The organism is Variovorax sp. PAMC26660, from assembly GCF_014302995.1.
In the GTDB taxonomy this organism is placed as follows: Bacteria; Pseudomonadota; Gammaproteobacteria; order Burkholderiales; family Burkholderiaceae_C; genus Variovorax.
Genome location: NZ_CP060295.1, coordinates 2,167,325 through 2,189,087 on the forward strand (window position 1 = coordinate 2,167,325; position 21,763 = coordinate 2,189,087).

Consider the following 21,763-nt stretch of genomic DNA (forward strand, 5'->3'; position numbering starts at 1 on the left):
GACGGTGGCCTTCGAATCGCGCGGAAGTTTCAGACGACTTCTTGCGCCAGCTCGCCCTTGGCGTACTTGGCAGCGACCACTTGCAGCGTGTCGCCCTTGATCTTCGGGCCCTGACCTTCGCAGCCGAACTCGACATAGCGCTGCTTGCAGATCAGCTTGGCGGCTTCGCGCGCCGGCTTGAGCCATTCGCGGGCGTCGAACTTCTCGGGGTTCTCGGCCAGGAACTTGCGCACCGCGCCGGTCATGGCCAGGCGGATGTCGGTGTCGATGTTGATCTTGCGCACGCCGTACTTGATGGCTTCCTGGATTTCCTTGACGGGCACGCCGTAGGTTTCCTTCATGTTGCCGCCGTACTGGCGAATGATGGCCAGCAGCTCTTGCGGCACGCTCGACGAGCCGTGCATCACCAGGTGGGTGTTGGGAATGCGGCGGTGGATTTCCTTGATGCGGTCGATCGCCAGGATGTCGCCGGTGGGCTCGCGCGTGAACTTGTAGGCGCCGTGGCTGGTGCCGATGGCAATGGCCAGCGCGTCGATCTGGGTGCGCTTGACGAAGTCGGCGGCCTGCTCGGGGTCGGTCAGCAGTTGTTCGCGCGTCATGGTGTCGTCGGTGCCGTGGCCGTCTTCCTTGTCGCCCTTCATGGTTTCGAGCGAGCCGAGGCAGCCGAGCTCGCCTTCGACGGTCACACCCAGGCGGTGGGCCATGTCCGACACCTTCTTGGTGACGTCCACGTTGTAGTCGTAGCTGGCGATGGTCTTGCCGTCGGCTTCGAGCGAGCCGTCCATCATGACCGAGCTGAAGCCCAGGTCGATGGCGCCCTTGCAGACGTCGGGGTTCTGGCCGTGGTCCTGGTGCATGACCAGCGGAATGCCGGGGTACTGCTCGATGGCGGCCTGGATCAGGTGCTTGATGAAGGCTTCGCCGGCGTATTTGCGGGCGCCCGCGCTGGCTTGCAGGATGACGGGTGCGCCGACTTCCTTGGCGGCCTCCATCACGGCTTGCACCTGTTCGAGGTTGTTGACGTTGAAAGCCGGAATGCCGTAGCCATTGGCTGCGGCATGGTCGAGCAGTTCGCGCATCGAGACGAGTGCCATGGAGAAATACCTCGCGGGAATTAGGGAAAAGAGAAGGCGGAAAGACGAGAAAAACTACCCCAATTCTACCGAGCGACCTTGTGGGACGACACTGACGCCAACCCGAGGAAATCGATGACGGGCGGCAGCACCGGGCCGCCCAGCCACTGGATCGGCTTGGCGAAGGCGCCGATCAGCGTGACGTGGCTGAGGTTGTCGAACAGCTTCACCTGCACCGGCACGCCGGCGGCGCGCAGTGCGGCGGCCATCTGGCCGGTGTTGCGGTCTGGGTAGACCAGGTTGTCTTTGGACGCCGCCATCAGCAGCGCGCGGGGCGATGCGGAAGTGACATGCGCCAGCGGCTGCGAGTCGCGCGGCGTGTTCGGCCAGTTGAAGGCGGCCTGCGCCTGCGGGTCGCCGATGGGCAGGAAGTCGTAGGGGCCGGCCAGACCGATCCAGCCCGCGAGCTGCCTGGGGCTGGCGCCCACCTCGGCCAGCCAGCGATCGTCCAGCGCCACCATCGCTGCGTTGTAGCCGCCCGAGCTGTGGCCCATCACGTAGACCTGCGCCGGATCGGCGCCCAGTTGCGCGGCGCTGTCGAGCGCCCATTTGACGGCCAGCGCGCTGTCGCGCACGAACACCGGGTAGGTGAAGGCGGGCGACAGCCCGTAGTCGGGAATCACCACCACCGCGCCGCGCGCGGCCAGCGCCTCGCCGACAAACTTGTAGCTGGCGCGGTCGCCATTCGTCCAGGTGCCACCGAAGAAGAACACCACCAGCGGACGGGAACCCCGGGCCGGCGACGTGGATGGCAGCGGCTGGTACACGTCGAGCACCTGGCGCGGCGCCTGCCCGTAGGCGATGCCGCCCTGGAACTGGTAGGTGTCGCCGGGCACCAGGCCGTTGAGCACCTTGATCGGCGAGCAGGCCGAGAGCACGGCGGCGGCGGTGACGGTGAAGGCGGTGAAGAAGGCGCTGCGGCGCCGGCGGAGTGACGCGAAGATGGGAAAGCTCATCGCAACAGTACGCACGCGGGCGCGCAGCGGTTTCGTCAGATCGGAAGCTGCGTGGTCGACAGCACCTGCTTGAGAACGACGAAGGTGCGGATCTGCCGCACGCCGGGCAGGTACAGCAACTGCTCGGCGTGCAGGCGGTTGAAGCTGTCGTTGTCGCGGGTGCGTACGAGCATGAAGTAGTCGAACTCGCCCGAAACCACATGGCATTCGAGACAGCCCGACACCTTCTGCGCGGCTTTCTCAAAGTCGGCAAAGGAGTCGGGCGTGGAGCGGTCGAGCACCACGCCGATCATCACCAGCATGCCGAGATCGAGCGCATCGGGGTCGAGCAGCGCCACGACGCTCTTGATGAGCCCCGCCGCCTTGAGCCGCTCGACCCGGCGCAGGCAGGCCGGGGCGCTGAGGTTCACCTTGGCCGCCAGCGCCACGTTCGACACCGAGGCGTCGCGCTGCAGGGCGCGCAGGATCGCCCGATCGGTGCGATCCAGCTCAGGGGCGACACGCAATTTTGTTGTGCTCATGTGCTTTTCTTCGGACTGAAAGTTCCAGAGAATCCCATCCTGCCTTCTTTTGATCCGCAGATCCAGAAAACTTCGCAAGCACGTTGCGAGCCCTTCCTCCTACGATAGCTGGCATCAACTCCCTGGAGCCACGCTGATGAACCTGAAGAAGTTTCCCCGTCACGCCCTCACCTTCGGCCCGACACCGATCCATCCGTTGAAGCGTCTGAGCGCGCACCTGGGCGGCAAGGTCGATCTCTATGCCAAGCGCGAGGACTGCAACAGCGGCCTGGCCTTCGGCGGCAACAAGACGCGCAAGCTCGAATACCTGATCCCCGAGGCGCTCGAAGGCGGCTACGACACGCTGGTGTCCATCGGCGGCATCCAGTCGAACCAGACGCGGCAGGTCGCGGCGGTGGCCGCGCACCTGGGCCTGAAGTGCGTGCTGGTGCAGGAGAACTGGGTCAACTACTCGGACGCGCTCTACGACCGGGTCGGCAACATCGAGATGTCACGCATCCTCGGCGCCGACGTGCGGCTCGATGCAGCGGGCTTCGACATCGGCATCCGCAAGAGCTGGGAAGAAGCGATGAACGACGTGCGCAAGGCCGGTGGCAAGCCGTTTCCGATTCCGGCGGGCTGCTCGGAGCATCCGCGCGGTGGCCTGGGCTTCGTCGGCTTTGCGGAGGAAGTGCGGCAGCAGGAGGCCGAGCTGGGCTTCAAGTTCGACTACATCGTGACCTGTTCGGTCACCGGCAGCACACAGGCCGGCATGGTGGTGGGTTTTGCGGCCGACGGCCGGGCCGACCGCGTGATCGGCATCGACGCCTCGGCCAAGCCGCAGCAGACCTTCGAGCAGATCGTGCGCATCGCCAAGGGCACGGCCGAACTGGTCGAGCTGGACCGCGACATCACCGACAAGGACGTGGTGCTGGACCGCCGCTTCGGCGGGCCCGAATACGGGCTGCCGAACGAAGGCACGCTGGAGGCGATCCGCCTGTGCGCGCGCTTCGAGGGCATGCTGACCGACCCTGTGTACGAGGGCAAGTCGATGCACGGGATGATCGAGAAGGTGCGGCTCGGGGAATTCCCGGCCGGCTCGAAGGTGCTGTACGCGCACTTGGGCGGTGTGCCCGCCCTGAACGCCTACAGCTTCCTGTTCCGCAACGGCTGAGCCGTTTTCAGGTCAGCGCACGCGGCAAATCTTCAGCATGTTGGTGCCGCCCGGGGCACCCATCGGCTCGCCGCAGGTGATGGCGTACACGTCGCCGCTCTGCACGATGCCGCGCTTCTTCAGATGGGCTTCGGCCTGTTCGAGCGCAGTGTCGCGGTCGGTTTGCGAATCCATCAGCAGCGGGCGCACGTTGCGGTACAGCGCCAGCTTGCGCTGCGTGGCCAGCCGCGAGGTCAGGGCGTACATGGGGATGTGCGCACGGTGGCGGCTCATCCACAGCATGGTGGAGCCCGACTCGGTCAGCGCCACGATGGCCTTGGCGCCCAGGTGGTGTGCCGTGAACAACGCGCCCATGGCAATCGACTGGTCGATGCGGCTGTAGGTCTTGCCGCTGAAGTCGGCGTCGAGCGTCTTGTCTTCGGCAATTTCGGCGGCCTCGCAGATGCGGCTCATCTCCTGCACCGTTTCGAGCGGGTAGCGGCCCGAGGCGGTTTCGGCCGAGAGCATCACGGCGTCGGTGCCGTCGAGCACGGCATTGGCCACGTCACTCACTTCGGCGCGCGTGGGCACGGGGTTGGTGATCATCGACTCCATCATCTGGGTCGCGGTGATCACCACCTTGTCCATGTCGCGCGCCATGCGGATCATTTTTTTCTGCAGCGCGGGCACTGCCGCATTGCCGACTTCGACCGCGAGGTCGCCACGGGCAACCATGATGCCGTCACTGGCGCGCAGAATTTCTTCCAGCTTCGGAATGGCTTCGGCGCGTTCGATCTTGGCGATCATCCCGGGCTTGTGGCCGAACTCTGCAGCCGCCACGTTGCACAGCTGGCGCGCCATTTCCATGTCGGTGGCGTTCTTGGGGAAGCTCACGGCCACGTAGTCGGCCTGGAAGCTCATCGCGGTCTTGATGTCCTCCATGTCCTTGGCCGTCAGCGCGGGTGCCGTGAGGCCGCCGCCCTGCTTGTTGATGCCCTTGTTGTTCGACAGCTCGCCGCCCAGCTTGACGGTGGTGTGCACGGCTTCGCCGCGAACAGCGTCGACGGTCAGCACGATCAGGCCGTCGTTCAGCAGCAGCTTGTCGCCGGGCTTCACGTCACGCGGCAGGTCCTTGTAGTCCAGGCCCACGGCATCGATGTCGCCGGGTTCGGTGCGCGAGGCGTCGAGCACGAACTTGGCGCCCGGCTCCAGCCAGACCTTGCCCTGCGCAAACTTGCCGACGCGGATCTTCGGACCCTGCAGGTCGGCCATGATGGCCACTTCGCGCCCCACCTTGCGGGCAGCTTCGCGCACCATGGCGGCACGATCGATGTGGTCCTGCGCGGTGCCGTGGCTGAAATTGAGCCGCACCACGCTGACCTTGGCCAGGATCATCTGCTCCAGCAGTTCCGGCGTGTTGGACGCCGGGCCGAGCGTGGCAACAATCTTGGTGGCGTGGCGGGGGATGCGGTCCGTGCTCATGAAGGTAGTCTCCGTTTTGTATTCGCTACTGTATACACTTTGTGTGTCTGACGGAAGACACCCCCGTGGGTTTCCCCGCCGCCGGCATCAGCCGGCCGCGCGCTTGGACAGGATCTCGAAGGCCGGCAGGGTCTTGCCTTCCAGCACTTCGAGAAACGCGCCGCCGCCGGTCGAGATGTAGCCGACCTGCTTTTCGATGCCGTACTTGGCAATGGCCGCGAGCGTGTCGCCGCCACCGGCAATCGAGAAGGCGCTGCTCTGGGCAATCGCCTGCGCGATGGCTTTGGTGCCGCCTTCGAAGGCATCGAACTCGAACACGCCCACCGGGCCGTTCCAGACGATGGTGCCGGCTTCGCGCAACTGTGCGGCCAGGATCGCGGACGTCTTCGGGCCGATGTCCAGGATCAGGTCGTCGTCCGCCACGTCATTGGCGTCCTTGACGGTGGCGACCGCGTCTGCCGCGAAGGTCTTGGCCGTGACCACGTCCACCGGAATCGGCACGTCGGCGCCGCGCGCGCGCATGGCTTCGATCACCGCCTTGGCCTGATCGATCAGGTCGGGCTCGGCCAGCGACTTGCCGATCTTCAGGCCAGCCGCCAGCATGAAGGTGTTGGCGATGCCGCCACCGACGATCAACTGGTCGACATTGGCCGACAGGCTCTTGAGGATGGTCAGCTTGGTGCTGACCTTCGAGCCCGCCACGATGGCCACCAGCGGTCGCTTGGGTTGCGCCAGCGCCTTGGTGATGGCGTCCATCTCGGCGGCCAGCAGCGGGCCGGCCGCTGCAATCTTCGCGAACTGCGCGATGCCGTAGGTGGTGGCTTCAGCGCGGTGCGCGGTGCCGAAGGCGTCGTTCACGTAGATGTCGGTGAGCGCGGCGAGCTTGCGGGCCAGCGCTTCGTCGTTCTTCTTCTCGCCCTTGTTGACGCGGCAGTTCTCGAGCAGCACGACCTGGCCGGGCTTCACGTCGACGCCGTCGACCCAGTTGGCCACCAGCGGCACTTCGCGGCCCAGCAGCTCACCCAGGCGCTTGGCCACGGGGGCGAGCGAGTCTTCAGGCTTGAATTCACCCTCGGTCGGGCGCCCCAGGTGCGAGGTGACCATCACGGCCGCGCCGGCGTCGAGCGCCAACTGGATGCAAGGCACCGAGGCGCGCACGCGCGTGTCTTCGGTGATGTTGCCGGCGTCGTCCTGCGGCACGTTGAGATCGGCGCGGATGAAAACGCGTTGGCCGGCGGCCTTGCCCTGCGCGCAGAGGTCGGTGAATCGAATGACGTTCATGGATCTGGAGGTGGTGGAAGACGGGTCGGGCTGCATTGTAGGTTTGGCCCTGCGGCGCCCCTGTACGCCCCTTGCACGCGGTCGATGCTTTTCAGCCCTTTTGCTGCGCCCTGGCGAAGCGTTCGAGGATCTCGACAAAACTCGCGGCGGCGGGAGACAGTGCACGCCGCGCAGCGCTGTACACACACACCTCGCGATGAAAGTCCGGCGACTCCAGCCGCACCATCTGCAACCCATGGGCGCGCACCAGTGGGGCCGAGTAGGTCGGGCACACCGTCAACCCGAGCCCCGAAGCCACCATGCCCAGCGCGGTCGTCATGTACGACACCTCCTGGGTGCCGGGGCGCAGCATGTAAGCGCGCTCGGCCGGGGCCAGTTCGGGCAGCACGCGCTGGCGGAAGTCGCGCGTGGGCGCGATGAAGGTGTAGGGCTCGAGCTCGTGCCAGCGCACCTTGCGGCGCTTCGCGAAGGCGTGGTCGGGCGGGCAGATCAGCCAATGGCGGTCGCGAAACAGCGTGCGGCGCTCGATGGCGCCGTCGACCGCCACGTCCTGCCCCACCGCCAGCTCGACATCGCCGGCCGTCACGCCCGCGAGCAGGTGCTCGGGCAGGGTGTCGGCCAGTCGCACATCGACATCGGGATAGGCCTCGCGGTAGGCCGCGATCACGCGCGGCATCAACGTGCAGGCCATGAGCTGCGGTGCCGCAAGCCGTAGCAAGCCTTTCTTCTTGTCACGCAGATCGGTCACGCCCGCTACCGCGCTCGTGAGATCGCCCAGCAGCCGATGCACCGATGGCAGGAACTCGCGCCCCGCCTCCGACAGTTGCACGCTGCGGGTGTGGCGGTCGAGCAGTTGCACGCCCATCTCGCGTTCGAGTTCGCGCACCAGCACGCTGAGCGCCGACTGGGTCAGGTGCAACTGCTGCGCCGCAGCAGTGAAGCTGCCGGCTTCGGCCACGGCGGCAAAGGCGCGCAATTGGCGCAGGGTCAGATTCATATGGTTATTTCATCAATCGATGAATTAATTTCGATTGCATCATAAGACGCGGCATCGCCCAATCGCGGCTTACCGGAGACAAGCCATGCCGACGACTGCCCACACGGCACCCCCACCACCCGTTCGCGGGTTGCATCACTTCGCCTGGCGCTGCCGCGACAGCGAAGAGACCCGCCACTTCTACGAAGACCTGCTGGGCCTGCCGCTCGCGCACGTCATCAAGAGCGACCACGTGCCGAGCACGGGCGAGTACTGCCCCTACGTGCACATTTTTTTCCAGATGCGCGACGGCTCGTACGTCGCCTTCTTCGACCTGGGCGACGACATCGCCGCACTGCCTTCGCCCAACACGCCTTCATGGGTGAACCACATCGCGCTGCGCGTCGACTCGGTGGCCGACCTGCTCGCGGCCAAGGCGCGGCTCGAAGGCGCCGGCATCGAGGTGCTGGGCGTGACCGACCACCACATCATCGAATCGATCTACTTCTTCGACCCCAACGGCATCCGCGTGGAGCTGACCACGCCGACCGTGCCGCAGGCCGAGATGGACGCGCATGCGCTGCGCGCACATGCCGACCTCGATGCCTGGACCGCGCGCAAGGCCGAGCTGCGTGCTGCGAGGGGTGTGTCGAATGTCTGAGATGCAACTCGCCGTCATCGACGTCAAGCCCGGCGCATCGATGGAAAGCCAGTCGGGCCTGCAACTGCTGCGCCCGCGCATCTACGGCGCCTACCGCGCACCGGCGGGGCCGAAAAAGATCGCGGCCATCGTGATGCACCCGACCAGCAACTTCATGGGCCACTACCTGATCGGCCCGCTGGCCGAGCGCGGCATCTGCTGCATGGGCCTGAACTCCCGCTTCGTGGGCAACGACACGGTGCTGCTGATGGAACGCGCCATTCAGGACCTGGGCGCCGGCGTGCAGCACCTGCGCGCGGCTGGTTACGAGAAGGTTTTTCTCGTCGGCAACTCGGGCGGCGCTGCACTCGCGAGCTTCTACCAGGCGCAGGCCGAGAAGCTCACGGCCACGCACCTTCCCGATGGCGACCCCACGCACCTGCACCCCGACGATCTGCCTCCCGTGGATGGCATCGCGCTGTGCGCCGCGCACCTGGGCCGCACGCGGCTGATGCGCGAATGGATCGACCCCTCGGTCACCGACGAGCACGACCCGCTCTCGGTGGACCCTGAACTCGACATGTACGACCCGCGCCATCGCATGCCCTACGACCCCGCATTCCTCGCCCACTTCAGCGCGGCGCAGAAGGCGCGGCTGGACCGCATCGAGCAGTGGGCCATCGACCGGCTCGCGCTGCTGCGCAGCACACCGGGCGCGCCGCGCGACCAGGCCTTCATCGTCTACCGCACGCACGCCGATCCACGCTGCGTGGACCTCTCGCTCGACGCCAACGAGCGCCTGCCCGGCAGCGTGTGGGGCGATGCGCGGCAGGTGAACTATTCGGCCAATGCGATGGGCCGCACCACCTCGCTGACCGCCTTCCTGTCGCAGTGGTCGTCGCGCTCGCAGGCCGATGGGCCCACCAACCTCGCGCGCACCACGGTGCCGAAGCTGCTGTTGACCTACACGGGCGACCAGTCGACCTTTCCGAGCACGCGCGACGCATGGATGGCCGCCGGTGGTGCGCGCATCCGCAATGTCGACATCGTGGGCGGCAACCACTACCTGGCGGGCCAGCCGCACCTGATTCCACAGGCGGCCGATGCCATCGCCGAGTTCGCCCACGCGCTGTAGAAGAGACATGGAAAACTTTGCATTCGCACCGGCCTACGAGCTGCCGGTCTGGCCCTTCACGCCGCCGCCCGAACTGAACAGCACGACCGTCGTGCGCCACCCGATCGTGATCGTCGGCGCGGGGCCGGCCGGCCTCACGCTGGCTTGCGACCTCGCGCAGCGCGGCGTGCATGCAGTGTTGATCGACGAAGACGACACCGTCGGCGTGCGCGGCGCTTCGTCGCGCGGCATCTGCTACGCGCAGAAGAGCCTGGAGATCTTCGAGCGCCTGGGCATCTACGAACGCATGGCCGCCAAGGGCATCACCTGGTCGTTCGGGCGCACCTTCTCTGGCGAGCAGGAGGTCTACAACTTCAACCTGCAGACGAACAGCGTCTCGAAGCAGCCGCCGTTCATCAACCTGCAGCAGTTCTACGTCGAGTGGTTCCTGGTCGAGCGCATCCTCGAGCTGGGCCGCACCGACGTCCGCTGGAAGAGCCGCGTGACCCGCGTCGAACCACTGGGCGACGGCGTGCGCATCGACATCGAGACGCCGGCCGGCAGCTACACCATTGAGGCCGACCACCTGATCGATGCCACGGGCGCCAACAGCCCGATCCGCACGCAACTCGGCATCGCGGCGCATGCCTCGCGCAGCACCGACCGCTGGTGCATCAGCGACGTGCGCTTCAAGAAGCCGCTGCCCACCGAGCGCTGGACCTGGGTCGACGCGCCCTTCAACGAAGGCCGTGGCGTCTGGCAGCACCTGATGGCCGATGGCGTGTGGCGCATCGACTACCAGATGCCCGAAGACTGCGACACGGCTCACATCAGCAAACCCGAAGTGGCGGGTGCGCGGTTGCGCGAGCAGCTCGGGCCCGACGTGGAGTTCGAGTTCGTGTGGATCGGCCCTTACGGCTACCGCGACCACCTGCTCGACAGCTTCCGGCATGGCCGCGTGTTCTTCATCGGCGATGCGGCGCATGTGGTGAGCCCATTCGGTGCGCGTGGCGGCAACAGCGGCATCCAGGATGCCGCCAACCTCGGCTGGAAACTCGCGCTGGTGATGCAAGGGCAGGCCGGCGATGCGCTGCTCGGCAGCTATGACGCCGAACGCCAACCCGCGGCCGCGCAGAACCTGCAGGTGACGAGCCGCTCGGCGCGCTTTCTCGCGCCGCGCTCGCCAGCCGAGCACACGCTGCGCCGGGCGGTGGTGGCGCTCGCCGCACGCCATCCGTTCGCGCGGGCGCTGGTGAACACCGGCCGCATGTCGGTCGCGAACGATTACCCGGCGGCGCCGCAGCTGCCCGAAGGCGGTCGCACGGTGCAGAACCTGCCGCTGCGCTGGGCCGACGACGGGCGCGAGACGACGCTGATGCGGTTGCTGGCCGAGGGCACGCAATGCATCGGCCTGTGGTTCGCGCCGACGCGCGATCAGGCCAGCGCCGCCGTGAACGCCACGGCCTCGCTCCCGCTGCGCCTGCTCGCAGTGGGCGGCGACAGCGACCTGCCCACGCTGCAAGCCGACGAACAACTCGCGCGCCATCTCGGCATCGGCGATGCGGGCAGCTTCGCCCTCGTGCGGCCCGATGCCTACCGCGCCGCCGTGCTGTCGCAAGCCACGCCCGAAGCCATCGCCGCCGCATTGCGCACCGCCCTCGCCCACGACACCGCCCCATGAACACAGAGCCCCGCATCCCCGACCCCGATGGCTTCTACGCTGCCCTGCTGGCTGCGCACGAAGGCCTGAGCGAAGCGCACAGCGCCGACCTCAACGCCCGCCTCGTGCTGCTGCTGGCCAACCAGTGCGGCGACCAGGCCGTGCTGCTGGCCTGCATCCGCGCGGCCGCCGAAGACAACTCCACGACCACTCACACCCCATGACCGCCAACGTCTCTTTCGCTTCTGCCTCGGACACCCGCGAGCAGAAGCCCCAATTGCGCGAACTCGCGCCCGGTGCCTACGGCTACATCAGCGACTTCGACCCCAACTGCGGCTTCGTCGTCGGCGACGAGCACGTGGTGCTGATCGACACACGCCCCACGCCGCGCATGGCACGCGACTTTCTCGCGGCCATCCGCACGGTGACGGACAAACCGATCAAGACCATCGTGCTCACCCACTACCACGCGGTGCGGGTGATGGGCGCGAGCGCCTTCGACGAGGTGGAACAGATCATCGCGAGCAACGGCACGCTCGACTGGATCCGCACGCGCGGGCAGGCCGATTTCGATTCGGAGGTCGGCCGCTTCCCGCGCCTGTTCGCGGGCGTGGAAGAGATCCCGGGCCTGACCTTCCCAACGATGAGCTTCGATCGCCAGATGAGCCTGTGGCTCGGGCCGCGCCCCGGCACGGGCCGCGAGTTGCGCCTCATGGCGCTGGGCCGGGGCCATTCGAGCGGCGACACCGTGGCGTGGCTGCCCGACTGCGGCGTGCTGTTCTCGGGCGACGTGGTCGAGAACCACTGCGGCGTGTACGCGGGCGACGCCTACATCGGCGACTGGGCCGGCACGCTCGACGCGGTGCATGCGCTGAAGCCGCGCGTGCTGGTGCCCGGACGCGGCGCGGTGCTGCAGGACGAGGCCGCCTGTGCCGAGGCCATCGGCCTCACCAAGGCCTTTCTCTCGACGCTGCTCGACAGCGTGCGCGCGGGCATCGCCGCAGGCGAAACGCTGCGCGGCTGCTTTGCGCGCGCCGAAGCGGCGATGACGCCACGCTTCGGCAACTGGCCCGTGTTCCAGCACGTGCTGCCCTTCGACGTGTCGCGCGCCTATGACGAGCTGCGCGGCATCGAGCACCCCGTCATCTGGACGGCGGAGCGCGATCGCGAGCTGTGGCAGACGCTGCGCGGCGAATGAGCTGAACCGATTTCAAAAAAGCAACGGAGACAAAAGACGATGATGAAACGATTCCTTCCCCTGCTGGCCGCGGCCCTCGCGCTCGCCACCAGCCCCTTCGCATCCGCGCAACCGGCGGCCTACCCGAGCCAGCCGGTCAAGTGGATCGTTCCGTACTCGGCCGGCGGCGGCACCGACAACCTCGCGCGCTCGCTGGCCGAGGCCATGCAGCCTTCGCTGGGGCAGCCGCTGATCATCGACAACCGCCCCGGCGCGTCGACCAACATCGGCGTGTCCGTGATGATGCAGGCCAAGCCCGATGGCTACACGATCATGCAGGCCGAGAACGCGGCACTGCTCTTCAACGAGCACATGTTCACCAGGCTGCCCTACAAGCCAGCGACCGACTTCACCTACATCGGCACCATCGGCCGCTTTCCGGTGGCGCTGGTGGTGCACCCCGACTTTCCCGCGAAGACCGTGGCGGAGTTCGTGCGCTATGTGAAGGCCAACCCCGAGAAGGTCAGCTATGCCTCGCCGGGCAACGGCTCGCCACACCACATGGCGATGGAGCTGTTCAAGCAGAAGGCCGGCCTGAGCATCGTGCACGTGCCATACAAGGGCGCCGCGCCTGCCATGTCCGACGTGATGGGCGGCCAGGTGCCGGTGATGATGCTCGACCTGGCCTCGGGCCTGCCGATCATCAGGTCGGGCAAGGTGCGGGTGCTGGCCATCGCGCTGCCGCAGCGCGCGAGCGCATTGCCCGATGTACCGACCTTCGTCGAGGCCGGCTTTCCCGACGTCAACGCCTATGCCTTCCACGGCCTGATCGGGCCGGCCGGCATGCCGCCTGAAGCGGTGGCGCGGCTGAACACCGAGCTGCACAAGGCCATGAAGGCACCGAAGGTGATGAAGCTGTTCGCGGACTTCGGCTTTGAGGCGCTGCCGGGTACGCCGCAGGATTTCTACAAACTCTCGCGGGCCGAGAGCGATCGCTGGGGCAAGATCATTCAGGCGGCCGGCGTGAAGCTCGAATGACCGACTACCAGCCCAGCCCTAGGTGCAGCGGCAGATAGACCGCCATGCCTGCCAGCATCGTGCCGAGCACGCCGCGCCGCCAGTAGAAGTACGCCGCGCCGACCACCGCCGCATAGAGGCGGGCGTCGTGCAGCGTGGTGATGAGGTGGCCCTGCGTCATCACGATCTCGGGCGCGATCACGCCGGCGAGCGCTGCGGCCGGCGCGTAGTGCAGTGCACGGTGCGCCCAGTCGGGCAGGCCCCAGGGCCGGTCGAGAATGAAGAAGAAGCAGCGCGTGAGCACGGTGACGAGCGCCAGCCCGACGATCACGCCCATCGTCCACAGATCGGTGGTGCCGCTCACTTGTCGTCCTCCGCCGTGGGGTCGAGCCCGAACTGCTTTTCGAGCCAGAAGCACAGCAGCACCGCCACGCCGATGGCAACGACGATGTTGAGCTTGAGCGGCAGCGAATAGGCCGCGACGGCCGTGGCGCCGGCGATCAGCCCGGCCAGCACGCGCAGCCGCGTGGTCGCCATCGAGCAGACGATGGCCACCAGGCTCAGCACGCCCGCAAAGCCCAGGCCCCAGGTCTGCGGAATGAAGTTGGCCAGCGCGATGCCCAGCAGGCTCATGCCCATCCAGGCGCTCCAGGTCACGAAGTAGTTGCCGGTGAGGTAGGCCTCTTGCGATTCCCGTTCGGTGATGGTCAGCGGCGGCTTCGGGTACTGCCGGGTGAACAGCGCATAGCTCATGTCCGCCGTGAGGTAGCCGTGCACCATGCGGCGCCAGCGCGGCATGTGCATGAGGTAGGGCCGCAGGTGCAGGCTGAACACCACGAAGCGCAGGTTGACGCAAAAGCCCGTCGCCAGGATCACCCAGGCCGGCGCGCCCGCGAACAGCAGCGGAATGGCCGCGAGCTGCGAACTGCCCGCGTAGACCAGCAGCGTCATCGCGATGGCCTCGATCACGCTCATGTCCGACTTGACCATGGCCACGCCGGTCATCAGGCCCCAGGCGCCGATGCCCATGGCCACGGAGGACATGTCGCGCACGCCCACGCGGAATTCGGGGCGGCGGCGGATGTCTGCGGAAAGAAACATCAGCCGAACACCTGCCCGGGCTTCAGATCGAAGCCGCGCAGGAAATCGGCCACGGCCAGGCGCTTGCCACCGGGACGCTGCAGCTCGGTGAGCATGACGGTCGAATCGACAGCCGCCACGGCGACACCGGTGTCGGCCACGGCCAGGATCGTGCCCGGCGCGGCCGATGCATCGGCGGCCGCCACCGCGTGGGCGGTCCAGAGCTTGATGGTCTCGCCGTCGAGCGGGCTGTTGGCGCCCGGAAAGGGATCGAAGGCCCGCACGCGCCGCACGATGGCGTCGGCGGGCTGGGCCCAGTCGATCAGCGCCTCGTGCTTCTCGACCTTGCTGGCGTAGGTGACGCCTTCGGCCGGCTGCGGCGTGCGGCTGAGGGCACCGATGTTCGCCAATGCTTCGACGATCATGCGGCCGCCCAGCTCGGCCAGCCGGTCGTGCAGGCGGGCGGTGTTGTCGCTGCCGATCTCGACGGCTTCGCGCAGCAGCATGTCGCCGGTGTCCAGGCCTGCATCCATCTGCATGATGGTGATGCCGGTCTGCGCATCGCCGGCCTCGATGGCACGGTGGATGGGCGCGGCGCCGCGCCAGCGCGGCAGCAGGCTGGCGTGGATGTTCAGGCAACCGTGCTTCGGCAGGTCGAGCACCCACTGCGGCAGGATCAGCCCATAGGCGGCGACCACCATCACGTCGGGCTGCGCTTTCAGCAGGGCGTCGCGCCCAGCCGCGGCTTCTTCCGGGTACTTGCCGTCGAGCCGCAGGCTGCGCGGCTGAGCCACGGGCCAATTGTTGGCAACGGCGCACTGCTTGACGGGGGAAGCCTGCAGCTTCATGCCACGACCGGCAGGCCGGTCGGGCTGGCTCATCACCAGGGTGATGTCATGGCCGGCCGCCGCGATGGCTTCCAGCGCGACGCGCGCGAACTCGGGCGTGCCCGCAAAAACGACCTTGAGCCGGCTCAATCCCGCAGCCGATCGAATTCGAGATCGTCCCCCGTGTGATAGCGGCGGACCACGCCGGTCGGGTCGATGTAGATATAGAGCATGCGGCGTTCGTTCACGGCCTTGTAGCGCCAGGTCCAGACGGCACCGTCGAAGGAGCTGACGCGGGAGATTTCATACGGCCGGCCATAGAAGGCCATCACGTCGTTCTGGCGCCACTCGTTGACCTTGATGTCCTGGCCGAAGCGCGCTTCGCTCAGCACCTGCGTGGCAGAGACGACCTTGCCTGCCGCGTCCACGTCGATGTCGGTGACCTCGAAGCCGGCCGGCATGCGCGAATACTGCAGCCGCTCGCCGCCGCCGTTGAGCGGATAGCGGCCCGTGGGCGTGCCCAGGCGCTGCAGGGTTTCGGCGGCCGTGGTGCCCGGCTGGATGCGCGTGGGATCGTTGGCGCAGCCGGCGAGCCCCAGGCTGGCTGCGGCGAGAAACCCGAGGGCCGCCAGGGTGCCGAGGCTGCGCTTCATGTTCAGGGCCGGCCTTCGCGCATCTCTTCGCGCTGCAGCTTCAAAAGCTTGCTCTTGATGCGGTTGCGCTTGAGGGGCGAGAGGTATTCGACGAACACCTTGCCGAGCAGGTGATCGAGTTCGTGCTGGATGCACACGGCGAGCAGGCCGTCGGCCTCGATGGTGCGCAATTCGCCTTCGGCATCGAGCGCCCGCACCTTGACCGAGGTCGAGCGCATCACGCCGTCGTAGATGCCGGGCACCGACAGGCAGCCTTCTTCGTTCAGCACCTTCTCGTCGCTGGCCCAGGTGATCTCGGGGTTGATGAGCACGATCGGATGCTTGCGCTCCTCGGAAACATCGATGACCACGAGCCGCTCGTGCACGTCGACCTGGGTCGCGGCCAGACCGATGCCTTCGGCGTCGTACATGGTTTCCAGCATGTCTGCCACGAGGGCCTTGATGCGCGCGTCGACGCCTTGCACCGGTTTGGCCACCGTGTGCAGGCGCTTGTCCGGGTAACTCAGAATGATTCGTTTAGCCATGAAATCGGGGGGAAGTTGTGGCTATTTTCGCCAATTCCGCGACGTGACGGGCCGCGCGGGCCCGAAAACGTTGCCCTCCCAGGGGCTTCAGCGCAGAATTCGTAGCAAATTGTGAGATTCGTATGCGCGGCGATACGTCGCCCGCTCACCCATCCAGACATGAACAAGCTCAGATCCACTGAACGCCAGCGCCCTTCTTTCCTTGCAACGTTGACAGCCCTCGCGGTCATTGGCAGTTGCGGCGCCACGACGGCCTGGGCCCAAAACTACCCCGTCACGCCCCAGCAACGCGCCACCGCCCAGCAGACCGCCCAGGCCGGCGTTCCGCTGAGCGAGCTTGCGCCCAGGGCGCCGGACGAGTACACGATCAAGCCCGGGGACACGCTCTGGGCCGTTTCGCGCCTGTACCTGCTGCACCCCTGGCGCTGGCCGGAACTGTGGGGCATGAACATCAGCGAGATCGCGAATCCGCACCGCATCTACCCCGGCCAGGTGCTGTACCTGGACAAGAGCGGCGGCCGCGCGCGCCTGACCACCCGCCGCGGCGGCTTCGGCGGCGATGGCGGCACCATCAAGCTGTCGCCGCGCACGCGCTTCGACTCGCTGTCCGGCATGGCATTGCCCACGCTCAACCCGAGCCTGATCGAGCCTTTCCTCAGCGAACCGATCGTGGTGGACGTCAACACGCTCGACGCCGCACCGCGCATCGTGGCCGGCAACGACAGCCGCGTGCTGCTGTCGCGCGGCGACCGTGCCTATGCCCGCGGCAACGCCGGCTCGCCGCTGGTCGAGGCTCCGGGTCCGGTCCAGCACTTCCGCGTCTTTCGCAACGCCACGCCGCTGAAAGACCCCGGCACGGGCGAGATCCTCGGCTACGAGGCGCAGTACCTGGGCAAGGCCCAGCTGCAACGCGGCGAGTCGACCACCATCGAGACGGTGGAAGACAAGGACCTCATCACCGTGGTGCCCGCGAGTCTCGACATCATCGCGTCGCGCGAGGAAATCCGCGCCGGCGACCGCCTGCTGCCCGAGCCGCCGCGCCAATTGCTGAGCTATGCACCGCGCGCGCCCTCCACGCAGGTCGACGGCCGGATCATCTCGGTCTACGGCAACGCGGTACAGTTCGCGGCCCAGAACCAGGTGGTGGCCATCAACAAGGGCACGCGTGATGGCATCGACAGCGGCCATGTGCTGGCTATCCTGAAGAACGGCGAGACCATCCTCGACCGCACCGGCGACCGCAAGGAAACCATCAAGCTGCCGAATGAACGCATCGGCCTACTGATGGTGTTCCGCACCTTCGAGAAAGTTTCCTACGCGCTGGTGCTCGAAATCAACGACACTCCGCGCGCCGGCGACTTCCTCGTCAACCCCTGACCTGCGGCCCCGGCTCTCTCTTCTTTCGCAATCGTTTGGAACGCGCAGAACTCGCAGGCTGGCTGCGACTCTCCCTGACGCCGGGCATCGGCGATGCCACCGCACGCCGCCTGCTTGCGGCTTTCGGCCTGCCCGAAGATGTCTTCGCGCAGCCGGAAGCCGCACTGCGTGAGGTCGTCACCGTCGCCCAGGCCGAAGCCCTGCGGCAGGCGCCCACCGGCCTGCAGACGCAGATCGACCAGACCTGGCAATGGCTGCACGCCACCGACAACGGCATCGCGCGCCGCATCGTGACGCTCGGCGATGCCAGTTACCCGACCGCGCTGCTCGAAATGACCGACCCGCCGCCGATGCTCTATGTGCTCGGTGCCGCCGACTTCGACCTGACGCAGCTCGACCACAGCATCGCCGTGGTGGGCAGCCGCAATCCGACGCCGCAAGGCGCCACCAACGCACGCAGCTTTGCGCGGGCGCTGGGCGACGCGGGCCTGCCCGTGGTGTCGGGGCTGGCGCTGGGCGTCGATGGCGCAGCGCACCAGGGCGCACTCGAAGCAGCCGGCAATATGCCGCGGCTTGCCACGGTGGCCGTGGTGGGCACCGGCCTGGACCGCGTCTACCCCGCGCGGCACCGCGACCTGGCGCACCGCATCACCTTGCAAGGGTTGATCGTGAGCGAGCTGCCGCTCGGCACGCCACCGCTGACGCAGAATTTTCCGAAGCGCAACCGGCTCATCGCCGGACTGGCGCGCGGCACGCTGGTGGTCGAGGCGGCCCTGCAGTCGGGTTCGCTGATCACCGCGCGGCTCACCTCGGAACAGGGCAAGGAAGTGTTCGCCATTCCGGGCTCGATCCACTCGCCGCAATCGCGCGGCTGCCATGCGCTGATCCGCCAGGGCGCCAAGCTCGTGGAGTCGGTGAACGACATCCTCGAAGAGCTGCCACCACTTCGCACCAACGGCTCGTTCGCATCCGCGATCCCAGACGAAAGTGCCACCAACGGCGCCGCCTGCGAAGACCCGCTGCTGGACGCCCTCGGTTTCGACCCTGTGAGCCTCGACGCCCTGAGCGCGCGCACCGGCTGGAGCGCGGCCGCGCTGCAGGCGAAGATGCTCGAACTGGAGCTGGACGGCCACGTCTCGCGCCTGCCCGGCGGGCTCTTTCAACGAATGGCTTCCACTTAGCCCGCCTTGCACGAACGTCGGCTATATTGGGCTCATGTTCGAAGTGCTCGTTTTTGTCTACGAAAACTATTGGCGCGGCGATGCTTGTCCTGAACCCGAGCAACTGGGCCGCAAGCTCAGCGCGCACGGCTTCGAGGCAGAAGAGATCCGCGATGCCCTGCACTGGCTCGACGGCCTGAGCCTCGCAACGCAGGGCATGCAGCTCGAACACCATGCCGATGACAAGGCCGCCGCCACAGTCACGCTGCGTGGCGCCCCCGAAGCAGCGCTACCCCAGTCGGCCGATGCGATGCGCGTCTATTCCCAGGCCGAGCAAGAGCACCTTGGTGCGGAGTGCCTGGGCTTCATCCGTTTTCTCGAATCGGCGAACGTGCTGCCCTGCGGCCTGCGCGAGATCGTCGTCGAGCGCGCGATGGCGGCGCCAGGCGATCCGGTCGCACTCGACGAGTTGAAGATCATCGTGCTGATGGTGCACTGGAGCACCGGCATCGAGCCCGATGCCTTGGTGCTCGACGAGCTCTGCGAAAGCCGCGAAGGCCGCACGGCGCACTAGGCGCTCCCCGCCCAAGGCCTGGCTGCTAATTCAGCAGTCGCTCGGGGTTGGCGTCCAGCTTGGCCAGCGCCTCGCGCGTGGCACGCACCGTGAGCGTCTCTTCCTCGGCCGGCACCAGCAGGCCCGCCTGCAGATACGTCGCCAATCGCCCCACCTGGATCAGGAAGCTGCGCCCATCGGCCGATGCGAACAGGTGCAGGCGCTTGCGGTCGCTGCGCCAGACGAACTGCACCTGATTCACGCGGTCGTTGTGGTCGAGCATGAACCAGTTGCCCACCTGCAATTCATGGGCCCAGGCGAGCATGTCTTCTCCCACCTTGGTGCCAGCAGCATCGGGAATGACCTCGATCGACGCCGCATCCACACCGAGCAGCATCTCGATGCTGTGGGCATCGAGCGGCAAGTCGGAGGCACCACCGTCGTCGCTGACGAAATCTTCCAGGTGCGCGAGCCGCTCGGCCATGGCTTCGATCTTGGCCTGCGGAATGGCTTCGGTCTTCGACAGGAAGGCATCGGACAGCGTGGCACCGATGATCTTGATGTGCGCTTCCTGCGGCTCGTCGACGATGCCCAGCAGGGCCATGCCCTGGCGCAGGCGCTGCAGCAGTTGCGGCAGGTCTTGAATGACGCGCGCGCGGTCGGTGCGGTTGGGCTTGGCGCTCGCGGCCCAGACCAGCTCGGAGGCCACGCGCTTGAGCATGACCGTCTGCTCGCCCTGCGCGCCATAGCGCAGCGCGGCGATGGCCAGCACCTCGGCCCAGACCTTGAACAGGAACTCGCGGATCTCGTCGCGCACCGGCATGTCGTTGAGCATCTTGCGCAACTCGATGGTGTACTGGATCGCCATCGTCTCCTTCTGCTCGACCTGCTGCGCGACGCTCATCACGCGCTGCGTGCTGTCGCTCTGCGTGAGGTAGCGGCTGAGGAAGGCGACGAACTCGTCGAACACCAGCTTGAACACGCGCTGGCCGGTCTCGGGGTATTGCTCAATCACCTGCACCACGCGGCGGATCTCGTTTTCGAGCGCGCTGCCCGTGATGGCGGCGGCGTCGAAGCCCATCACGCAGGAACCCATGCGGTCGATCAGCATGCGCGCGGGATGCTGCAGCGTGCCGAAGAACTCGGGCTCGGCAATGGCCACGCGCAACACTGGCATCTGCAGCCGCGCGAACCACACACGCGCCGAAAACGGAATGCGTTCTTCCGCAAGGATGGCCTGGAACATCAGCGCCACGATCTCGACCGTGGCCTTGTCGGCCGTGGTGGGTGCGCGCTTCTTCAACTCGGCGCTGCGCCGGCGCAGATCGACTGCCGTCTGCTGCAGCAGCGTGGCCTGTTCGCCCGAGCCATCCATGAATTGCGTGGCCGCCATCCGGTAAGCGACTTCCGCATCGGCGATGGCGCCGGCGAAAGTGCGCGAGAAAGCACGGGGAGATGCACCGGTGCCGCTGTGACCGGCATGGCCACCGCCGCCCGCACTGCCACCCGTCACTCGCCCCTCCGCGCCCGGAACGGAATACGGCCCGGCGGAACCCGGGTCACCGCCGATGCGTGCAGTCACGAAGCGCTTGAGGCTCAGCAGCGCGGTCTGCGCGCGCTGCCGCGCGATCATCAGCGGCGAGCCGCCGGTGGTCGACGAGGGCGCCACGGTCGATGGCACCGAGGCCTGGGCCTGGTGGTGCCCGTCGAAACCGGCGCCCGGCCGCTGCGCGCTGTGGTGGTGCCCGCCAGACACGCTGCCGTGGTCCATCGGCGCGTTCGACGAAGTCGCGGAGCCCGCCGCGGAAGAGCCGCCGCTGCCACCGCCCGCATTGCCCGTGCGTCGGACAAAGCTCTTGAGGTCGATCTCCGGCATCACGCCATTGGCGATCAGGAAGGCGTTGGCGTTCTCGTAGGCCTTGACGATCCCATCGATCAGCGCCAGCTGCACCGCGTCCTGCACCCGGTTCCAGAGCCCCCGGCTCAGGCCGGCCGCCAGCCATTGCTCCACCAGCAGCTTGGCGAGCGTCTCGGGCTTGAGCACGTCCTTGGCATCGAGCTCGCTCGTGCCTTCGAGATGCTGGATGCGCAGACGCAAATCGCTCAGCTCGAAGCTGGCCTTGTCGTGAATCACTTGCGCCAGGCGCGACGAGAGGATGTTGCTTTCAACCACCTCGTCGCCGATCAGCTCCAGCCGCAGCGCCGAGGACGTGGTCGACGGCGCGCTGCCGGTCGATGTGATCAGCGCCTTGCGCCAGCCGGTCTGGGCCAGCGAAATCCATTGAGAGCCCTGCCCCTGGAACGCCACGAAATCGTCGCGGTGTTCCTGCATGGCGCGGGCGTTGCCGGCCTCCGAGGACATCGATGTCAGCCGGTCGCGGATCGCGCGGGCCAGCGGCACGATCACGCCTTCCGTGGCCGATACGAAACGCTCACGCGTCTCGCGTGCGAGCTGCAGGGAAGAAGCGGACCGCGCAATGCTCATTGAAGGATCGGGAAA

22 protein-coding genes are annotated in these 21,763 nt (G+C 67.1%); 10 read left to right on the forward strand and 12 right to left on the reverse strand.

Annotation, left to right across the window (positions count from 1 at the left end):
* Window positions 1–29 precede the first annotated feature (29 nt).
* From fba to H7F35_RS10530, 3 genes are all read right to left on the reverse strand, one after another.
* Window positions 30–1,094, reverse strand: coding sequence for a class II fructose-bisphosphate aldolase (gene fba, locus H7F35_RS10520; RefSeq protein WP_187112813.1), 1,065 nt, complete (start codon window positions 1,092–1,094; stop codon window positions 30–32).
* Window positions 1,095–1,159: 65 nt separating this feature from the next.
* Window positions 1,160–2,089 carry an alpha/beta hydrolase gene (locus H7F35_RS10525; protein ID WP_187112814.1) on the reverse strand — a complete coding sequence of 310 codons (930 nt, stop codon included), beginning with the start codon at window positions 2,087–2,089 and terminating at the stop codon, window positions 1,160–1,162.
* Window positions 2,090–2,124: 35 nt separating this feature from the next.
* On the reverse strand, window positions 2,125–2,610 hold the full coding sequence (locus H7F35_RS10530; RefSeq protein WP_187112815.1) for an Lrp/AsnC family transcriptional regulator: 486 nt from the start codon (window positions 2,608–2,610) through the stop codon (window positions 2,125–2,127).
* A 136-nt stretch (window positions 2,611–2,746) separates the two neighbouring features.
* Between H7F35_RS10530 and H7F35_RS10535 the strand changes: the two genes are divergently transcribed.
* A complete protein-coding gene (locus H7F35_RS10535; RefSeq protein WP_187112816.1) occupies window positions 2,747–3,763 on the forward strand; it encodes a 1-aminocyclopropane-1-carboxylate deaminase in 1,017 nt (338 codons plus the stop codon).
* A 12-nt stretch (window positions 3,764–3,775) separates the two neighbouring features.
* Here the strand turns inward: H7F35_RS10535 and pyk are convergent, their stop codons facing one another.
* From pyk to H7F35_RS10550, 3 genes are all read right to left on the reverse strand, one after another.
* Window positions 3,776–5,224 carry a pyruvate kinase gene (pyk, locus tag H7F35_RS10540; RefSeq protein WP_187112817.1) on the reverse strand — a complete coding sequence of 483 codons (1,449 nt, stop codon included), beginning with the start codon at window positions 5,222–5,224 and terminating at the stop codon, window positions 3,776–3,778.
* 87 nt (window positions 5,225–5,311) lie between these two features.
* Window positions 5,312–6,505, reverse strand: coding sequence for a phosphoglycerate kinase (locus H7F35_RS10545; protein ID WP_187112818.1), 1,194 nt, complete (start codon window positions 6,503–6,505; stop codon window positions 5,312–5,314).
* A 91-nt stretch (window positions 6,506–6,596) separates the two neighbouring features.
* Window positions 6,597–7,502, reverse strand: a complete 906-nt coding sequence (locus H7F35_RS10550; protein WP_187112819.1) for a LysR family transcriptional regulator — start codon at window positions 7,500–7,502, stop codon at window positions 6,597–6,599.
* Window positions 7,503–7,587: 85 nt separating this feature from the next.
* Here H7F35_RS10550 and H7F35_RS10555 point away from each other — a divergent pair, with 85 nt between their 5' ends.
* Genes H7F35_RS10555 through H7F35_RS10580 form a run of 6 tightly spaced genes read left to right on the forward strand, consistent with a single transcriptional unit; the run spans window position 7,588 to window position 13,110 of the window.
* On the forward strand, window positions 7,588–8,142 hold the full coding sequence (locus H7F35_RS10555; RefSeq protein ID WP_187112820.1) for a VOC family protein: 555 nt from the start codon (window positions 7,588–7,590) through the stop codon (window positions 8,140–8,142).
* A complete protein-coding gene (locus H7F35_RS10560) occupies window positions 8,135–9,256 on the forward strand; it encodes an alpha/beta hydrolase family protein (RefSeq protein ID WP_187112821.1) in 1,122 nt (373 codons plus the stop codon). Before H7F35_RS10555 ends, H7F35_RS10560 begins: the two co-directional genes overlap by 8 nt.
* 7 nt (window positions 9,257–9,263) lie before the next feature.
* A complete protein-coding gene (locus tag H7F35_RS10565) occupies window positions 9,264–10,916 on the forward strand; it encodes an FAD-dependent monooxygenase (protein ID WP_187112822.1) in 1,653 nt (550 codons plus the stop codon).
* Entirely contained in the window at window positions 10,913–11,119 is a 207-nt protein-coding gene (locus H7F35_RS10570; protein WP_187112823.1) for a DUF2783 domain-containing protein, read from the forward strand. Before H7F35_RS10565 ends, H7F35_RS10570 begins: the two co-directional genes overlap by 4 nt.
* Window positions 11,116–12,093 carry an MBL fold metallo-hydrolase gene (locus H7F35_RS10575; RefSeq protein ID WP_187112824.1) on the forward strand — a complete coding sequence of 326 codons (978 nt, stop codon included), beginning with the start codon at window positions 11,116–11,118 and terminating at the stop codon, window positions 12,091–12,093. Before H7F35_RS10570 ends, H7F35_RS10575 begins: the two co-directional genes overlap by 4 nt.
* Before the next feature lie 42 nt (window positions 12,094–12,135).
* Window positions 12,136–13,110 carry a Bug family tripartite tricarboxylate transporter substrate binding protein gene (locus tag H7F35_RS10580; RefSeq protein WP_187114228.1) on the forward strand — a complete coding sequence of 325 codons (975 nt, stop codon included), beginning with the start codon at window positions 12,136–12,138 and terminating at the stop codon, window positions 13,108–13,110.
* A 4-nt stretch (window positions 13,111–13,114) separates the two neighbouring features.
* On the opposite strand, the gene H7F35_RS10585 is transcribed toward H7F35_RS10580, so the two are convergent.
* From H7F35_RS10585 to def, 5 genes are read right to left on the reverse strand one after another with little or no spacing between them, the layout of a single operon-like run.
* Window positions 13,115–13,426 carry an AzlD domain-containing protein gene (locus H7F35_RS10585; protein WP_187114229.1) on the reverse strand — a complete coding sequence of 104 codons (312 nt, stop codon included), beginning with the start codon at window positions 13,424–13,426 and terminating at the stop codon, window positions 13,115–13,117.
* Window positions 13,427–13,449: 23 nt separating this feature from the next.
* Window positions 13,450–14,190 (reverse strand): AzlC family ABC transporter permease, encoded by a 741-nt coding sequence (locus H7F35_RS10590; RefSeq protein WP_187112825.1) that lies wholly within the window; start codon window positions 14,188–14,190, stop codon window positions 13,450–13,452.
* Window positions 14,190–15,146 carry a methionyl-tRNA formyltransferase gene (gene fmt, locus H7F35_RS10595; protein WP_187112826.1) on the reverse strand — a complete coding sequence of 319 codons (957 nt, stop codon included), beginning with the start codon at window positions 15,144–15,146 and terminating at the stop codon, window positions 14,190–14,192. The genes H7F35_RS10590 and fmt overlap by 1 nt, the downstream gene beginning before the upstream one ends.
* Complete coding sequence (locus tag H7F35_RS10600) at window positions 15,143–15,649, reverse strand: hypothetical protein (protein WP_187112827.1); 507 nt, start codon at window positions 15,647–15,649, stop codon at window positions 15,143–15,145. Before H7F35_RS10600 ends, fmt begins: the two co-directional genes overlap by 4 nt.
* A 2-nt stretch (window positions 15,650–15,651) precedes the next feature.
* Window positions 15,652–16,173 (reverse strand): peptide deformylase, encoded by a 522-nt coding sequence (def, locus tag H7F35_RS10605; protein WP_187112828.1) that lies wholly within the window; start codon window positions 16,171–16,173, stop codon window positions 15,652–15,654.
* A 159-nt stretch (window positions 16,174–16,332) separates the two neighbouring features.
* Here def and H7F35_RS10610 point away from each other — a divergent pair, with 159 nt between their 5' ends.
* The 3 genes from H7F35_RS10610 to H7F35_RS10620 are packed head-to-tail and all read left to right on the forward strand — an operon-like array spanning window position 16,333 to window position 19,284.
* The gene (locus H7F35_RS10610) at window positions 16,333–17,550 is read left to right on the forward strand and encodes a LysM peptidoglycan-binding domain-containing protein (RefSeq protein WP_187112829.1); all 1,218 of its coding nucleotides are present in this window, start codon (window positions 16,333–16,335) and stop codon (window positions 17,548–17,550) included.
* 35 nt (window positions 17,551–17,585) lie between these two features.
* Entirely contained in the window at window positions 17,586–18,731 is a 1,146-nt protein-coding gene (dprA, locus tag H7F35_RS10615; protein WP_187112830.1) for a DNA-processing protein DprA, read from the forward strand.
* A 34-nt stretch (window positions 18,732–18,765) separates the two neighbouring features.
* Window positions 18,766–19,284 carry a DUF494 family protein gene (locus H7F35_RS10620; protein ID WP_187112831.1) on the forward strand — a complete coding sequence of 173 codons (519 nt, stop codon included), beginning with the start codon at window positions 18,766–18,768 and terminating at the stop codon, window positions 19,282–19,284.
* Window positions 19,285–19,309: 25 nt separating this feature from the next.
* Here the strand turns inward: H7F35_RS10620 and H7F35_RS10625 are convergent, their stop codons facing one another.
* On the reverse strand, window positions 19,310–21,748 hold the full coding sequence (locus H7F35_RS10625) for a DUF1631 family protein (protein ID WP_187112832.1): 2,439 nt from the start codon (window positions 21,746–21,748) through the stop codon (window positions 19,310–19,312).
* Between the last annotated feature and the right edge of the window lie 15 nt (window positions 21,749–21,763).

What these genes read in the sequence shown, in the direction of transcription:
- fba (WP_187112813.1), bottom strand. Translation starts at nt 1,094, where the DNA reads ATGGCACTCGTCTCGATGCGCGAACTGCTCGACCATGCCGCAGCCAAT.
- H7F35_RS10525 (WP_187112814.1), bottom strand. Translation starts at nt 2,089, where the DNA reads ATGAGCTTTCCCATCTTCGCGTCACTCCGCCGGCGCCGCAGCGCCTTC.
- H7F35_RS10530 (WP_187112815.1), bottom strand. Translation starts at nt 2,610, where the DNA reads ATGAGCACAACAAAATTGCGTGTCGCCCCTGAGCTGGATCGCACCGAT.
- H7F35_RS10535 (WP_187112816.1), top strand. Translation starts at nt 2,747, where the DNA reads ATGAACCTGAAGAAGTTTCCCCGTCACGCCCTCACCTTCGGCCCGACA.
- pyk (WP_187112817.1), bottom strand. Translation starts at nt 5,224, where the DNA reads ATGAGCACGGACCGCATCCCCCGCCACGCCACCAAGATTGTTGCCACG.
- H7F35_RS10545 (WP_187112818.1), bottom strand. Translation starts at nt 6,505, where the DNA reads ATGAACGTCATTCGATTCACCGACCTCTGCGCGCAGGGCAAGGCCGCC.
- H7F35_RS10550 (WP_187112819.1), bottom strand. Translation starts at nt 7,502, where the DNA reads ATGAATCTGACCCTGCGCCAATTGCGCGCCTTTGCCGCCGTGGCCGAA.
- H7F35_RS10555 (WP_187112820.1), top strand. Translation starts at nt 7,588, where the DNA reads ATGCCGACGACTGCCCACACGGCACCCCCACCACCCGTTCGCGGGTTG.
- H7F35_RS10560 (WP_187112821.1), top strand. Translation starts at nt 8,135, where the DNA reads ATGTCTGAGATGCAACTCGCCGTCATCGACGTCAAGCCCGGCGCATCG.
- H7F35_RS10565 (WP_187112822.1), top strand. Translation starts at nt 9,264, where the DNA reads ATGGAAAACTTTGCATTCGCACCGGCCTACGAGCTGCCGGTCTGGCCC.
- H7F35_RS10570 (WP_187112823.1), top strand. Translation starts at nt 10,913, where the DNA reads ATGAACACAGAGCCCCGCATCCCCGACCCCGATGGCTTCTACGCTGCC.
- H7F35_RS10575 (WP_187112824.1), top strand. Translation starts at nt 11,116, where the DNA reads ATGACCGCCAACGTCTCTTTCGCTTCTGCCTCGGACACCCGCGAGCAG.
- H7F35_RS10580 (WP_187114228.1), top strand. Translation starts at nt 12,136, where the DNA reads ATGAAACGATTCCTTCCCCTGCTGGCCGCGGCCCTCGCGCTCGCCACC.
- H7F35_RS10585 (WP_187114229.1), bottom strand. Translation starts at nt 13,426, where the DNA reads ATGGGCGTGATCGTCGGGCTGGCGCTCGTCACCGTGCTCACGCGCTGC.
- H7F35_RS10590 (WP_187112825.1), bottom strand. Translation starts at nt 14,190, where the DNA reads ATGTTTCTTTCCGCAGACATCCGCCGCCGCCCCGAATTCCGCGTGGGC.
- H7F35_RS10600 (WP_187112827.1), bottom strand. Translation starts at nt 15,649, where the DNA reads ATGAAGCGCAGCCTCGGCACCCTGGCGGCCCTCGGGTTTCTCGCCGCA.
- def (WP_187112828.1), bottom strand. Translation starts at nt 16,173, where the DNA reads ATGGCTAAACGAATCATTCTGAGTTACCCGGACAAGCGCCTGCACACG.
- H7F35_RS10610 (WP_187112829.1), top strand. Translation starts at nt 16,333, where the DNA reads ATGAACAAGCTCAGATCCACTGAACGCCAGCGCCCTTCTTTCCTTGCA.
- H7F35_RS10620 (WP_187112831.1), top strand. Translation starts at nt 18,766, where the DNA reads ATGTTCGAAGTGCTCGTTTTTGTCTACGAAAACTATTGGCGCGGCGAT.
- H7F35_RS10625 (WP_187112832.1), bottom strand. Translation starts at nt 21,748, where the DNA reads ATGAGCATTGCGCGGTCCGCTTCTTCCCTGCAGCTCGCACGCGAGACG.